This window comes from Actinoplanes sp. NPDC049668 (assembly GCF_044465445.1).
Taxonomy (GTDB): Bacteria; Actinomycetota; Actinomycetes; order Mycobacteriales; family Micromonosporaceae; genus Actinoplanes.
On the sequence record NZ_JBITLR010000002.1, the window covers coordinates 415,678 to 429,631 of the forward strand.

Annotated in this window: 13 protein-coding genes; 2 read left to right on the plus strand and 11 right to left on the minus strand. The window is 73.3% G+C overall.

The genetic code is table 11. The features are described from left to right. Position 1 precedes the first annotated feature (1 nt). The 6 genes from ACIBSW_RS08965 to ACIBSW_RS08990 all read right to left on the minus strand — a co-directional run bounded on the left by ACIBSW_RS08965 (position 2) and on the right by ACIBSW_RS08990 (position 7,321). Positions 2–880: a xanthine dehydrogenase family protein subunit M gene (locus tag ACIBSW_RS08965; RefSeq protein WP_354728786.1), complete on the minus strand. Its 879-nt coding sequence runs from the start codon at positions 878–880 to the stop codon at positions 2–4. A gap of 111 nt (positions 881–991) precedes the next feature. Further along, the gene (locus ACIBSW_RS08970) at positions 992–2,689 is read right to left on the minus strand and encodes a serine/threonine-protein kinase (RefSeq protein WP_354728784.1); all 1,698 of its coding nucleotides are present in this window, start codon (positions 2,687–2,689) and stop codon (positions 992–994) included. Positions 2,690–2,692: 3 nt separating this feature from the next. After that, on the minus strand, positions 2,693–3,553 hold the full coding sequence (locus tag ACIBSW_RS08975; protein WP_354728783.1) for a cytochrome c biogenesis CcdA family protein: 861 nt from the start codon (positions 3,551–3,553) through the stop codon (positions 2,693–2,695). A gap of 3 nt (positions 3,554–3,556) precedes the next feature. Continuing rightward, entirely contained in the window at positions 3,557–4,138 is a 582-nt protein-coding gene (locus ACIBSW_RS08980; protein ID WP_404799282.1) for a TlpA family protein disulfide reductase, read from the minus strand. After that, entirely contained in the window at positions 4,135–5,607 is a 1,473-nt protein-coding gene (locus ACIBSW_RS08985) for an NADH-ubiquinone oxidoreductase-F iron-sulfur binding region domain-containing protein (protein ID WP_354729720.1), read from the minus strand. Before ACIBSW_RS08985 ends, ACIBSW_RS08980 begins: the two co-directional genes overlap by 4 nt. Before the next feature lie 43 nt (positions 5,608–5,650). Beyond that, the gene (locus ACIBSW_RS08990; RefSeq protein WP_354729718.1) at positions 5,651–7,321 is read right to left on the minus strand and encodes a translation initiation factor III; all 1,671 of its coding nucleotides are present in this window, start codon (positions 7,319–7,321) and stop codon (positions 5,651–5,653) included. 432 nt (positions 7,322–7,753) lie between these two features. On the opposite strand from ACIBSW_RS08990, the gene ACIBSW_RS08995 reads away from it, so the two are divergent. Together ACIBSW_RS08995 and ACIBSW_RS09000 are read left to right on the plus strand one after the other, a co-directional pair. Then, the gene (locus ACIBSW_RS08995; RefSeq protein ID WP_354729716.1) at positions 7,754–8,539 is read left to right on the plus strand and encodes a hypothetical protein; all 786 of its coding nucleotides are present in this window, start codon (positions 7,754–7,756) and stop codon (positions 8,537–8,539) included. A 159-nt stretch (positions 8,540–8,698) separates the two neighbouring features. Further along, positions 8,699–9,271, plus strand: a complete 573-nt coding sequence (locus ACIBSW_RS09000; RefSeq protein WP_354729714.1) for a DUF3455 domain-containing protein — start codon at positions 8,699–8,701, stop codon at positions 9,269–9,271. A 75-nt stretch (positions 9,272–9,346) separates the two neighbouring features. Here the strand turns inward: ACIBSW_RS09000 and ACIBSW_RS09005 are convergent, their stop codons facing one another. The 5 genes from ACIBSW_RS09005 to ACIBSW_RS09025 form a co-directional block, all read right to left on the minus strand. Then, positions 9,347–9,826, minus strand: a complete 480-nt coding sequence (locus ACIBSW_RS09005) for a GNAT family N-acetyltransferase (RefSeq protein ID WP_354729712.1) — start codon at positions 9,824–9,826, stop codon at positions 9,347–9,349. Positions 9,827–9,829: 3 nt separating this feature from the next. After that, a complete protein-coding gene (locus ACIBSW_RS09010) occupies positions 9,830–10,516 on the minus strand; it encodes a protein phosphatase 2C domain-containing protein (RefSeq protein WP_354729710.1) in 687 nt (228 codons plus the stop codon). A 133-nt stretch (positions 10,517–10,649) separates the two neighbouring features. After that, the gene (locus ACIBSW_RS09015; protein WP_354729708.1) at positions 10,650–10,913 is read right to left on the minus strand and encodes a hypothetical protein; all 264 of its coding nucleotides are present in this window, start codon (positions 10,911–10,913) and stop codon (positions 10,650–10,652) included. A gap of 88 nt (positions 10,914–11,001) precedes the next feature. After that, the gene (locus tag ACIBSW_RS09020; protein WP_354729706.1) at positions 11,002–11,862 is read right to left on the minus strand and encodes a methyltransferase domain-containing protein; all 861 of its coding nucleotides are present in this window, start codon (positions 11,860–11,862) and stop codon (positions 11,002–11,004) included. A 72-nt stretch (positions 11,863–11,934) separates the two neighbouring features. Next, a complete protein-coding gene (locus ACIBSW_RS09025; protein WP_354729704.1) occupies positions 11,935–13,707 on the minus strand; it encodes a glycoside hydrolase family 6 protein in 1,773 nt (590 codons plus the stop codon). Positions 13,708–13,954 lie beyond the last annotated feature (247 nt).

Below are 13,954 nucleotides of genomic sequence, written 5' to 3' on the forward strand. Positions count from 1 at the left end.
CTCAGCCTCTCTCGGCGATGCGCGCCACGGCGCGGCGCAGGGTGCGGACGGTGAGCTCTTTGGCGAGGTGTCGCTTGTAGTCGGCGCTGCCGCGCTGGTCGGTGGTCGGTTCGCAGCTGCGGGCGGCGATCTCGCCGGCTTCGGCGTACAGCTGCTCGGACGGCGAGTTGCCGCGCAGGGCGGCGGAGATCGCCGGCAGGCCGGTGGTGTTCGGCCCGACCGCGGCGAGGCCGACCCGGGCGTCGCTGACCAGGCCGGTCTCGTCGAGCCACACCGCCGCGCCCGCGGAGACCACGGCCCAGTCGCCGGCCCGGCGCTCCACCTTCGCGTACGCGCTGGAGCCGCGCGGCCGCAGCGGTATCCGGACCTCGACGAGGATCTCCCCGTCGGCGACCGCCGTCTCGTACGGGCCGCGGTGGAAGTCCTCCATGGTCACCGTCCGGGTCCCGCCCGGCCCCCGGATCACGCAGCTCGCCCCGAGCGTGGTGCAGACCGCGGAGAGGTCCTCGGAGGGGTCGGCCTGGCAGAGCGAGCCGCCGAGGGTGCCGCGGTTGCGCACGACCGGGTCGGCGATCACCCGCTCGGCGTCCCGGAAGATCGGCAGCGCCGCTGCGAGGGCGTCGGACTCGAGCAGCTCGCGGTGGCGGGTCAGCGCGCCGATCCGGACCTGGTCCGCCTCGACGACGATGTGGCCGAGCTCGCCGTGCAGATCGTTGATGTCGATGAGGTATTCGAAGTTGGCCAGCCGCAGCTTCATCATGGGCAGCAGACTGTGTCCGCCGGCGACCAGCCGGGCGGTGTCGCCGTAGCGCTCCATGAGCCCGATGGCCTCGTCCACGGTGGTGGCCCGCGCGTATTCGAAGGGTGCCGGAACCTGCATGCCGCAGTATGGGCCGCTACCTGATCACGCTGTCAACGGCAACCTAAGCCAATGCTTAATCGGGCTTTCCGGCACCGATCGATGATCGTCCACATCGGGCGGTGCGGCGGCTCAGAGCGAGCGGATGTCCACGTCCGAGAAGGACACCACGTGCGGCGGCGCGGCACCGGCGCCCTCGGCGCTGAGCCCGAGCAGTACCTGGCCCGCGTCCGGCCCGCCGGCCGGCAGCGGTACCGCGCCCGCGAACTGCGCGCCGCGGAACACCTGCGCCTCGCCGTCGCGGACCACCAGGTGGATCCGGACCGGGCGGCGCGGCTCGATCCGGCGGTCGAGCGCGATCCGCCCGTACACCCGGCTGTCGTCCGGCAGGTCCGCGGCGACCGAGATCTCGTCCTGGCAGATCCGCAGCACCTGACCGCCGGCCTGCGGATCCCAGTGGAACCAGATCGCCGCGCAGGCGCCCGCGGACTGCAGCGCGGCGGTCACCTCGACCCCGAAGTCGTCGGCGATCTCCTCCTCCGGGCCGGCGCACTGGTGTGCGCCGGCGTCCGCCCGGGCGACGCGCAGCGCGCCGTCGACGGTGCAGTCGGCGTCCTGGCCGGGTACCTCGCTGTCCTGCCACAGGCCGGGCCGGCTCAGGGAGTCCTGGATGATCGGCTCGCCACCGTCCGGCTTCGCCGGCACCGGGCCGGCGCCCCGGGTGGGTTCGGGTGGGTCGGCGGGTTCCGTCGTGGGCGGGTCGCGCGGCGCCTCGGTCGCCTCGGCGCCGGCGCCCCGCGCGCCGTCGACCACCTGCGGATCGCCGGCCCGCGCATACGCCCCGAGCACCAGCGCGACCGTGGCCAGCCCGGCGAGGACGAGCAGGACGGCGAGGACCGCCAGGGACCGGCGGCCGCGGGCCCGGGGCGGCGGGGCGGCGGCCGGTACCGCGGACACCGCGGGAACCGGGCGCGCCGGCGCCCACCGGCGCTCGGCCGGCCGCTCGCCGAGCAGCAGGTCGAGTAGCTCGCGGGCCGTCGGCCGGTCCTCGGGATGCTTGGCGAGCGCGAGCTCGACGAGGCCACGCAGCGGCTCGGCCAGCCCGCCCAGGTGCGGCGGCTGGGTCAGGATCCGGGCGGCGGTCGCCGGCGGCGAGTCGCCGTGGAAGGGCGTCCGGCCGGTACCGGCGTACGCGACGACGCAGCCCCACGCGAACACGTCGGCGGCCGCGGTCAGCGGCGTGCCGGGCTCGGCGGAGAACCGCTCGGGCGCCATGTACGCGACCGTGCCGACCATCTGGTCCGTGCGGGTGTGCTGGCTGGTCGCCTCGAACGCCCGCGCGATGCCGAAGTCGATGACCTTGGGGCTGCCGGGCGCGAGCAGCACGTTGCCGGGCTTGAGGTCGCGGTGGATGACGCCCGCGCCGTGGATGCCGGTGAGCGCGGTGGCCACGCCGACCGCGAGCGAGTGCAGCGCCGCCGAGCGCAGCGGGCCGCTCTCCTCGACCACCTCGGCGAGGCTCGGCCCGTCGACGTACTCGACCACCAGGTACGGCGGGTTGTGGTCGAGGTCCGCGTCGAGCACCTCGGCCGTGCAGAACGACGGCACCTGCCGGGCCCGCTCGACCTCGCTGCGGAACCGCCCCCGGAACTGGGGGTCGCCGACCAGGTTGGCGTGCACGAGCTTGATCGCCACGAGCTCGTCGTCGCGGTCGGTGGCCAGGTAGACCACGCCCATGCCGCCGGAGCCGAGCCAGCCGATCACCCGGTACTCGCCCAGCCGCCCGGGATCGCCCCGGCGCAGCGGCCTCACCCGGGAGTCGGTGTCCACCCCTCAGCCGCCGACCGTCGCGCGGCGGCGCCGCGAGAGCAGGAGCGCCGCCAGCACCAGGCCCGCCAGCAACAGCGCGAACCAGCCCGCGCCGACCCGGCCGACCGCGCCGCTGAGCTGGTGCTGGATGCCCGAGGCGAAGTTGACCACCGGATCCCGCCCGGACTGCCGCAGGTCCCCGGCGAGCCGCAGCTCGTACCAGCCGTAATAGGCGACGTACGCGCCGGCGACGACCAGGACCGCGCCGCCGATGCGGGGCACGGCGGCGGACGCCCGGCGCAGCCGGGACACCGCGGAGACCCGGACCAGCGCGACGGCGAGCGCGGTCACGCCGATCACCAGCCCCATCCCGGCGGCGTAGCTGACGAACAGCGCGACGCCCTCGCCGATCGAGCCGGCCCGCAGGCTGGAGACGACGATCGCCAGGAACGGCCCGATCGCGCAGCCGAGCGACGCGAGCGCGTACGCCATGCCGAAGAGGACCATCGAGGCGGCCGAGCCGGTGAGCCGCGGCGCCCGCAGCGCCCGCGCCGGGTTCGGCAGCGAGCGGCCGGCGAGCAGCCAGCCGCCGAGCCCGAGCAGGCCCAGCCCGAAGACCACGGTCAGCCACGGCAGCCGCGGCAGCAGGACCCCGGTCAGCGGCGCCAGGACCAGCCCGAACGCGCCGAACACCGCGACGTACCCGACGGTCAGCGCGGCGGTGCAGCGCAGCGCGCGGCCGACGGCCGCGAGGCCCGGCCGGGAACCGTCGCTCTGGTCACCGGCGACCAGCACCGACAGGTACGCGGGCAGCAGCGCGAACCCGCACGGGTTGACGGCGCCGAGCATCCCCGCGGTCAGCGCGAGCAGCAGCGTGGCCCGCACCGCTCACGCCACCAGCGACTTGACCTTGGTGGTGAGCTGCAGGTCGTCGAGGTAGCTGCGGACCACGACCTTGCCGGCCCGGTCCAGGATCACGTAGGTGCTCTGCTCGGTGATGCCGAACTTCTTCCAGAGCTTGCCCGGCCCGTCGTCGAGGTGCGGCACCTCGCCGACCTCGAGGTCGGAGACGAACTCGTGCATGTCCTTGTTGCCGCCCATGCCGGCGATGCCCAGGATGTTGAGCCGCCCGGCGTACTCGTCCTGCAGGTCGGCGATCGACTGGGCCTCGCTCGCGCAGGTCGCGCACCACGGCGCCCAGAACCACAGGATGGTCGGCTTGCCGGCCATCGTCGCGGCGTCGAAGCTCTTGCCGTCCAGGGTCTTGCCCTTGAACTTCAGCGACGCGGGCACCACGGCCGGCGCCTCCGGCGGCTCGGTGGCACCGGCGTCGGCCGCCGGCGGCTCCGCTGCCTCCGCGGCGGCCGGCAGCGCCGGCTCGGCCGGCGGGGCAGCGGCCGAGCCGCACCCCGCGAGCGCGCCGGCGGCCAGCGCCGCCGCGATCAGGGACCTGATCCTGGGTACGGTCACTTCTTTACCGCCTCCGTCAGCCGCAGGGCCAGTGCCGGGCACACGTTGACCGCCTTGCGGGCGCCGTTCTCGAGCCACGGCGGCAGCGGCGTCTGCGGGAACGCCGGGAAGCCGTTCGCGTCGAGCCGGATGATCTCCGGGGCGACCGCCGAGCAGAGGCCGTGTCCGTCGCAGCGCGACCAGTCGACCGCGAGCTTCCGCGCGCCCTGATCGGTGTGGTACGGCAGCGGAAGGATGCCGCGCACCTGCTTGCCGCACCCCTCGCCGTTGGCGTGCAGCTCCACGTCGCGGGCGAAGACCTCGAGCGCGGAGAGGGCGAACCGCGCGGTGCCGTCCGGGTGGCTGCAGGCGCCGCGGCCCTTGACCACGCCGGCGGCCTGGCGCACGTTCTCCAGCGCGCTGCCGCCGAGCGCGACCAGGGTGACCGCGCGGGCCAGGTCGGGCAGGCCGAGGCGGCACGGGCCGCACTGGCCCGCCGACTCGCCGGCCAGGTACTGCACGACCTGGGCGACCTCGCCGAGCGGGCAGGTCGCCGAGCCGATCGGGATGAGCATCCCGGCGCCGAGCGTGCCGCCGACCTTGGCGAAGCCCTTGCGCGAGATGGTCACCGTCTTGGCCGCCTCGGCGGTGATCCACTTGCCGTGGTAGCCGCCGACCAGCAGGCCGGGCCCGATGTCGGCGCCGCACATGGTGAGCACGTCCATCAGCGGGGTGCCGGTCGGCGCCTCGACGACGGCGGGCGCGGTGGACGAGCCGCCGACGGTCAGCATGACCGTGCCGGGCTCCTCGGGGATGCCGACCGCGTTGTACTCCCACGGGCCGAGCCGGGCCGCGATCGCCAGCTGCGAGTAGGTCTCGGCGTTGGAGAGCAGGGTCGGCAGCCCGCCGACCCCGTTGTCGCTGGAGCGGACCTTGCGGCCGGGCGGGATGTGCGCCTCGCCGTTGATGCCGCGGACCAGCGCGCCGCCCTCGCCGGAGATGAACCGGTGCGGGACGGTGACGATCCGGGTCGGCACCGGCATCCGCCGCTCGGCCAGCGCCGCGGCGAGGGACTCCTGGCCGATGCCGTCGTCGGCGACGCCGATCACGATCTCCTCGGCGTCGAGCGCGGCGGCCGCGAGGGCCGCGCCGTCGAGGATCAGGTGCGGGCCGCGGGTCAGGACCGCCTTGTCCTTCCAGGACGGCGGCTCGCCCTCGGTGGCGTTGACCACGATCACCGGCGGCAGGTCCTGGCGCTGGCAGGAGTCGAGCACGGCGCGGACCTTGCGGGCGAACGGGAAGCCGGCGCCGCCGCGCCCGCGCAGCTCGATGCGGTCGGCGAGGCCGATCAGCTCACCGCTGGAGAGCGCCGCGAAGCCGCCGTGCACCTCCTGGTGCGCGACCAGGTCGAGCCGGCCGTACTCGTCGAACCCGGCGGTGATCCGTGGCGTGCCCACGCTCGTGACGGGCGGAACCCTGCCCTCACTCACGACGACGCCCCGCCGGTGCCGTGCGGTGCCCTGCTGCGCTCACTCACTGTGCTTCCCCTCGCAGCTGACGGAAGTATTGATCGTCAGCCGATTCGTCCCCGCCCTTGCCGCCTCGGCGAGCCCCCCGGCTCGCCGTACGGGCGGGTTCCTGCTGTGTCGCCCTGCGTGCCCGCCGGGACGCCATGTCTACCAGGGCCGGCGCCTCGTCGTACTCCGGGTCGGCGCTGTCGATTTGAGCGCCCCGGTCGCGCCGGGCCCGGGGCGCAGTCTCCGCATCGTCGGCGTAACGCGACGCGCGGGACGGCCTCGGCGGCTCGTCGTCCACGTAGCGATCCGAGCGGCGCCGCGGCGCCTCCTCGTACCGCTCGTCGTCCGGGTAGCGGCGCTGCCGCGGGGCCGGGGCGTCCTCGGCGTCGGCGAAACGGCGGCCGCGCGGCGCGGGCACCTCGTCCTCGTCGGCGTAGCGCCGGCCGCGCGGCTCCGGCGCCGGCTCCTGCTCGAACTCGGTGCCGGCGTAGCGCCGGGACCGGGCCGGCGGACGCTCCTCGGCGTAGTCGTCCTCGGCCCGGCGGCGTCCGCGCGGCGCGGGCACGTCGTCGTCCTCGGCGTACGCGCGCGGGACGTCCCCGGCGGCGCGCCGCGAGATCGCCCGGGTGGGCTCGTCGAAGCGCTCGGGCTCGGGCGCCCGCCGCTGGCGGGGCGCCGGCGCCTCGTCCTCGGCGTAGCGGCGCGAGCGCTGCGCCGGCATGTCGTCCTCCTCGAACTCCCACCGCTGGGTCGGCGCGTCGACGTAGTCGCGGCGGCGCCGGGCCCGCTCGTCGTCGTCGACGCCGCGGCGCGGACGGCGCTCGGACTGCGGCGGGGGGCCGGCCGGAGCCGCGACCGGCTCGCTGGGCACCGGGGCGGCCGGCGTCCAGGGCTCGACCGCCGCGGGGGCGACCGCGTCGTCGCGGCGGCTCTTGCCCCGGCCCTTGCTCGGGGCGGTGGTCGGCACGAGCTTGCCGACCGGCTGGATCTTGCCGGCGCCGGTGCCGGCCTGCGACGCGAAGTCCTTGCGCCGGTTGAGGCTGACCGAGAGCCGCACGGCGAGGCCGACGAGCACGCCCAGCACGCAGACGACGTAGCTGACGATGACCCAGGTGGCGGCCGGGCGGCCGGCGTTGAGGCCGTGCAGGAGGGCGAGCGGCCACATCAGGTACGAGATGGCGTGGATGCCGCGCCACATCCACGGCTTGCCCTTGCCGATGAACCGCGCCCGGGCCAGACCGGTCCACATGACCAGCACCATCACGTACGCGGAGACGCTGCCCAGACCGATGAAGAACCCGTTGTACGGCAGCAGGAACGGGATGAACACGTCCACCACGCCGACGAGGTTCATGGCGACCTTCGTCCAGACGTGCACGAAGAGGGCGCTGACCGCGATGATGCCGGTGGTGCGGTGCGCGGACTGCAGCAGCACCCGCTGCCGGATCGAGAGGACCAGCCGGTCGGTGGCGACCAGTCCCAGCATGATCGTGATCGAGAGCGACACGAGGCAGACCACGCCCATGTAGTACAGGCAGTACGAGAAGAAGTAGACGTAGCCCGTCTTGCCCGCGGACGTCAGCATCGCAGCGGCCCAGATTGCCGCGATGATGGAGACGCCGAGCACCGCGTAGGCGATCTTCGATGGCGGTGTCCGGCCGCCGGTGGCATCGATGGGGACATCCACACGCTGGTTCGTCTTCGTCCGGGCCATAACTCCTCGTTCTCCGCAGCGGTGTGGCGTCCGTCCTGGGCGGTCGGGACGCCGGCATCCGTGGGGGATGCCCCGCGCTCGTTACTGTCGGGCTGATCTACCGGCCATCTACCTTTCCTTACGGTGCGTTGTCGCCGGTCTCCTGCCCTCCCCCATCTACGTGCGCGGCCCGGGTTCGGATGAACAATCCGGAAGAACTTTCCGGCGAATCTTGGAGCGGCGCGCGGCCGCAACCGATGATAAAGGCACTGGCCAGGGAAGATACCTGTCGGTAACCAGCTGCTAAGACAAAAATAAGTGTTATCCCGGGTGATCCCCCGGGCCCGGGTGAACCTTTCGGGCGGCGGCGCCGAACTACCTTACGTGCGTGCGTTTTTGACGCCTCTGCGTAAGGAGATGATTGCTGTGCGGCATCGCACTGCTCTGCTGTCCGCCGTTCTGGCCGTGGTCGTCGCGACCCCGGCCCTACCGGGCCGCGCCGTCGCGGTCGAGCCCGGCTTCGCGGTGGCCATCACCGAGGTGCCCGCCACCTTCACCGCCGGGAAACAGGCACGTACGGTCACCGTGGTCGCCTCGTCCGAGGTGCGCCGCTGCCAGAAGGTCCGCTGGTCGCTGATCCTGCAGGTCGACGGCCCGGAGCTGGACGAGATCCGGGTCGCCCGGGTCGAGGACGGCCGCGACTTCCCGGTGCAGGTGCAGAACGGCGGCGCCGACAGCACCCGGATCACCGACGTGCGGCTCGATCCGGGCCAGCTCTGCCGCGGCCGCACGGTGACGGCGCGGTACGAGATCGCGTTCGACGACGACGCCGACGCCGGCGAGGTCATCTTCCAGGCACAGGCCTTCAACGCCCGGCAGACGCTGCTGCAGGAGACGACGGCCCGGAGCCGGATCGAGGGCGAGCAGGGCGAGGCGGAGCCGACGGCGTCGCCGGAGCCGTCGCCGAGCGAGACCGAGGAGGCCGAGGAGCCGGCCGGCGACGAGCCGGCGCCGCGGCCGGCCGAGTCCGACGACGACCTGGCGTCCGTGCCGACGGCCGGCAACGCCGCCACGCCGAGCCTGCTCGGCCCGGGCCTGATCGTCGGCGGCGTCCTGGTCTTCGTCGGCGTCGGCCTGCTGCTGCGCCTGCGGATGCGCGGCCGCGACCAGAAGCCGGGCCCGGCGCCGACCGGCTTCTACCCGGCCGGCTGACCGGTGGGCCGCCCCGTCGCGCGGGGCGGCCCGTCGACCGCTATCGATCTTCCTCCACAAAAACCTGTGGAAGACTTAGGACGCAGTTAAGACTCCGTCGCGGACAGTAGCCCTAGGGTTGGTCGGGCGTAACGCCAGCCCTACCGCGAAGGATCTCTGGTGATCAGATCTGTCCGTATCTCGGCCGGCGTCGGCGTGGCCGTACTGGCGCTCGTCGGCACCTCCTCCGGCGTCTCGTTCGCCGATGACCTGCCCGCACCCGTCACCGCCGACCGCTTCCTCGGCGGCCCGAGCAGCGTCCCGCCCGAGCTCGTCCCGCCCGCCGGCAACACCTTGACCTCCGTCTTCCGGGCCAAGGGCGTCCAGGTCTACGGCTGCACCGACGCCAAGTGGACCCTGATCGAACCCGCCGCCACGCTGACCGGCATCACGCTGAGCCCGGTGCGGCCGGTCTCGGCGCTTCACTTCCGCGGCCCGAGCTGGGAGTCCGACGAGGACGGCTCGCTGATCGAGGGCACCGCGCCGAAGGCGGCGCCGTCGGACACCCCCAACAGCATCCCGCAGCTGCTGGTCACGGGCGCCCGGACCCGGGGACCCGGCGTCTTCGGCGACGTCACCTACATCCAGCGGCTGTCGACGGTCGGCGGTGTCGCCCCGGCGACCGCGTGCGCCGCGGGCGCGACCACGTCGGTGCCGTACCGGGCCGTGTACCGCTTCTTCAAGAAGGGCTGACTTTCCCGAGGGGCCGGATGCCGGTGACCCGCCGATTCGGTGGGTCACCGGCATCTCCCGGTCACCCGGGCGAGCTCACGGCCCGTCGAGGCGCAGCACCGTCTCCTCGATCTCCTTGCCGCGGGCCGTCGAGTAGGCGACCTCGATGCCCTCCGGCCGGAAACCGGTCTTGCGGAGCACGGCGAGGGAACCGGCGTTGTCGCTCGCCGCGCGCGCGATGATCGGCCGCACCGGCACGAGGTCGAGCAGCAGCTCGACGGCGCGGGTGGCGACGCCGCGGCCCCACCAGGCCCGGTCCAGCCAGTACGTGATCTCGGTGTCGCCGCCGACGACGAAGCTCGCGACCGTCCCGGCGAGCTCGCCGTCGACCGTGATCGCCCGCAGCAGGATGTCCGGCGCGGTGCGCAGCCGCACGAAGTGCGCGTCGAACGCCGCCCGGTCGTCGGGATCCTCGGCGGTGAAGGCGGCCATCATGACGGCCTCGGGATCGCGCATCTGGTCGTAGAGCGCGTCGAGATCGTCGTCGCGCACCGGCCGCAGGCGGATCTCACCCATCGATCACTCCCGTCCGACCCGGATAACCGCGGCCGTCGCATTGTCGTCGCCGCCGGCCCGCAGGGAGTCCTCGAGCAGCGTCGTCGCCGCCGCGCCCGGGTCGGGGGTGCCCTGCAGCACCTCGGTGAGCCGTTCGTAGCCGACCTGCTCCGCGAGGCCGTCGGTGCAGAGCAGGAACACGTCGCCGGTGCGCAGCGCCACGCTGAGCACGTCCGGCTCGGGCGAGTCCGGATGCCCGGCGTAGCGGGTCAGCCGGTAGCGCGCCGCGTGCGCCTCGGGCGAGTCGGCCGGCCACCAGCCGTACACGGCGCCGAGCCAGGCGACCGTGTGGTCGGTGGTGAGCAGTTCGAGCAGGCCGTCGCGCAGGCGGTAGGCGCGCGAGTCGCCGAGCTGCACGATCCAGGCGTCCGGATCGTCGACGGCGCCGACGAACGCGGTCAGCGTGCAGCCGGTGAGCTCACCCAGCGCGGCGCCGGCCGCCCGGACCCGGAGCTGCACCTCGGCGACGGCGGCCCGCAGGGCCCGGGGCGTCGGCGCGGCCGTCGCCGCGGCCGCGAAGACGTCGACCGCCGTACGCCCGGCGATCGCGCTGCCGGGACCGTCGCCCATCCCGTCCGCCACGACCACCAGGGGCCAGACCGGATCGATGTGCAGCACGTCGAAGTTGGCCGGATAGCGGTTGCCGACCACGCTGCCCGCGGCGACGGTGAGCCGCCTGCCGGCCGCGGACGGCTCGGCACGCCGGACCTCGACCTGCTCGATGACCCACCCCCGATTGCTCAGTGTGGCGGCAGCCTACCGAACGTGGCGGTGATCGGTGGCGCTAGGCCAGGGAGGGTGTGAGGCGCTGCTGGGCCGCGGCGACGAGGGCCTCGGGGTCGTCGGCGTGGAACCGGATCTGCGTCACCGGCCGACCGCCGGTCTTCTTGTGCGCGACGGTCAGCGGCCGGCTCAGCACGACGTCGATGCTGGTCTGGCTGCCGACGCCGAAGGCGGCGGTGCCGGGCTCGACCGGGTACGGCCGGCGGGCGATCCAGAGCGCCGCCTCGTATCGCCCGGCGAAGGCCAGACCCTGCCGGACCGTCATGAGGCTCCTTCATCGTGGGCGGGCACCACCATCATGACCAGGTGATCATGCCCGACCGGGGTGCGGGCGGTTGCGGGACGGATGTGGTTCAGATGCGGGTCGCGCTGAGGTAAGCCGTCGCCATCGTGTGCCGGGTCGGCGTGCCGACCAGCCGCTCCACGTGTGCGTCCAGCCGCGCGCGCTCGGCGGGGGTCAGCGCCGCCGAGATCGCCTCGCCGTACGTCGGCGCCAGCGGGTTCGGTGCCGTGCGCTGGAGCGCCGCCCAGTCCGTGACGGGCGGCCCCGGCACGCCGACCTCCGCCCGGTAGTCGAGCGACACCCCGGTGAAGCCCGCCTCCCCGGCCCAGCGGAGCAGGTCGCGCTCGTCGAAGTCGGTCATCGGGCGGCCGTCCGGCACACCCGTGGTGAACTGCGCACGCACCCGGGCGACGAGGTCGGCCACGGGGGTCAGGTCCAGGCCGAAGAGTCCGTCGGCTCCCACCCGTACGGGAAAGCTGTTGATCGGCTCGAAGATGGACAACCGGCCGCCGGGGCGGAGCACCCGGAACAGCTCGGCGAAGGCCTCGCGCTTGCGGGCCACGTAGATCAGCACCGACCGGGTCGTCACGACGTCGACCGACGCGTCAGCGATCGGGGCCAGGTCGTCCGCCGCCGCCTCGACGAAGCTGCTGCGGTCCGGGTCGGCGAGCCGGCGGCACTCGTCGAGCAGCGCGGCCGAGACGTCGCTGAACACCACCCGCCCGGACGGGCCGACCAGGTCGAGGGCGCCGAGGCCGATCAGGCCGGTGCCCGTGCCGACGTCGAGGACCACGTCGCCCTCGGCGATCGCGGCGCGGCGCAGCACGCCGTCCCGGAACGCGGTCAGCTCGGCGGCGAACCGCTCGCCCAGGTCCGCCGAGCCGCCGTCCCGGCGGCCGAGCAGCCAGCTCGCCCATCTGTCTGTCGTCATCGGCAGACTTTAGTCAGAAAAGGGCGGGCGGCCCGGTCGTGGGAGAACCGGGCCGCCCGCGTCGGGAGTGGATCAGGAAAGGGGCGGGTACGCGTTCGCCATCAGCTGGCGGAACTGCGCCGAGAACCAGGCTCCCGAGATCGGGGCGCCGGACAGCGAGCCGGTCGGGCTGTTGCCGTTGCGCTCGTTGCCGGTGTAGGTCGGGTCACACATCCGGTCGAAGCCCTTGCCCTCGTTGTTCGGGATGAGGGTGCTGGAGCCGTCCGACTCGCCCGGGGGCTTGACCCAGACGTAGGCGTCGATGCCCGAGGCCGGTGCGGACCGGGGACGCTCGCCGAGGCCGGCGCCGTCCTGGTTGCACCAGTTGCCGGCGTGGATCCGCCGGTCGATGCGCGACTGGTTGACGAAGGTGTCGACAGCCGTGGAGGTGCTGGCCGCGGTGGGCCGGTTGGCGCCGCCCCAGCCGTTGCGCGAGGTGTCGATCAGCATGCCGATGCCGGAGTCGAAGCCGACCGAGACCAGCTTGGTCCGGAACCCCTGCGCGAACGACAGCTCGTCGACGTACTGGTTCCAGTCGACCCACTTGGACTGTCGCACCGAGGTGCCGTTCACCGAGGTGTTGATGGTGAAGTACGGCTCGGTCAGCGCCGAGTAGTTCGCCGTGTTGGTGATGAAGCCGTGCACGTTGCGCACGCTGCCGGACGCCTGGGCGGCCTGCAGCATGATGTCGGCGGTCGGGCCGAAGTTGGTGTCCCAGCCGATCCAGCCGTGGTGCGCGGCGTCGATGTAGTTGTAGACGTTGCCGATCGCGCCGAGCTTGTTCAGCGCGTAGCCGACGCCCTGCACGTAGCCGCCGTTCGACTTCATCGTGGCGCAGGTCGCGACGTTGGTGTTGGTGATCAGGTTCGGCAGCGAGTCGATCTCGATGATGTTGATGATCCGCAGGCCGGCGTACTTCGCGCGGCTCTGGATCGCGGCGATCGGGTCGATGTACTCGGCCTTGTAGCGGGGCAGGTCGTTCACGCCCAGCTCGCCGTTGGAGGCCAGCGCCGAGCAGTCGCGGCCGGGCAGGTTGTAGATGACGAACTGGATGTAGCCGGCGCCCTGCGCGAGCGCGGCGTCCAGGTGGTCCTCCACGCCCATCGAGCCGTTGGAGCTGCTGCCCGTCGTGCCCTCGATGGCGGCGATCCGGTCCAGCCAGACGGCGGTCGGGTTGCTCGATACCCGGCTACCGCCGGGCTCCGCGTCGGCCTTGGCCTTCCACTCCGGGTTCACATAACCCCGGGCACCCGCGTACGGGTTGTCGGCCTTGTTGCCGGGCGGCTGCGAGGTCGGCGGCGTGGTGGGCGGCGTCGTCGGCGGGGTCGTCGGCGGCGTGGTCGGCGGGGTCGTCGGCGGCGTGGTGGGCGGGGTCGTCGGCGCGGTGCCGGTGCAGACCGTGCCGTTGAGCGAGAACGACGCCGGCGCCGCGTTCGTGCCGGAGTAGTCGGCGTTGAAGCCGAAGTTCGCCGTGGCGTTGGTGGCCAGGCTGGCCGCCCAGGACGGGTTGACCGCGGTCACCACCTGGCCGGACTGGGTGATGGTGGCGCTCCAGCCCTGGGTGACCCGCTGGTTGCCGGCGAAGCTCCAGGTCAGTCGCCAACCGTTGGTGATCGGGTCACCGAGGTTGGTCACGGAGACGTTGCCGGTGAACCCGGTGCTCCACTGGTTGACCGAGTATGTGACGCGACAACCCGCGGCGGCACTGGCCTGTTGCGCCGCGACGGCGATGCCGGCGCCGGTGAGGAGGGTGATCGCGGCGGCGGCCGTCAGGCCGCGCGTCACGGTGTGGGGACGTGGACTCATGCGCAAGCGCTCCTGGAAGACATGGCAGCACCCGGGGAAGGCGCGACCGAGGGGAACGAACTTCCGCGCGGGGGGATCGATCGGTGTCGCTGACCTCCCGCGTCAGGTCAGCCTATGGGAGCGCTCCCATGACATCAATACGTAACTCCATCGAAACTTTTCGCACCGCACTTCTGGCACGCTCCCTATTGGAAGAGTTTCGCCGCGGTGATCACCGTCTGGATCACGCCGTAGCCGAGCAGCACGG

Bases quoted from the DNA above. Each gene is read 5' to 3' on its own strand.
- ACIBSW_RS09015 (WP_354729708.1), bottom strand. From the start codon at position 10,913: ATGACGGTCCGGCAGGGTCTGGCCTTCGCCGGGCGATACGAGGCGGCG.
- ACIBSW_RS09020 (WP_354729706.1), bottom strand. From the start codon at position 11,862: ATGACGACAGACAGATGGGCGAGCTGGCTGCTCGGCCGCCGGGACGGC.
- ACIBSW_RS09005 (WP_354729712.1), bottom strand. From the start codon at position 9,826: ATGGGTGAGATCCGCCTGCGGCCGGTGCGCGACGACGATCTCGACGCG.
- ACIBSW_RS08965 (WP_354728786.1), bottom strand. From the start codon at position 880: ATGCAGGTTCCGGCACCCTTCGAATACGCGCGGGCCACCACCGTGGAC.
- ACIBSW_RS09025 (WP_354729704.1), bottom strand. From the start codon at position 13,707: ATGAGTCCACGTCCCCACACCGTGACGCGCGGCCTGACGGCCGCCGCC.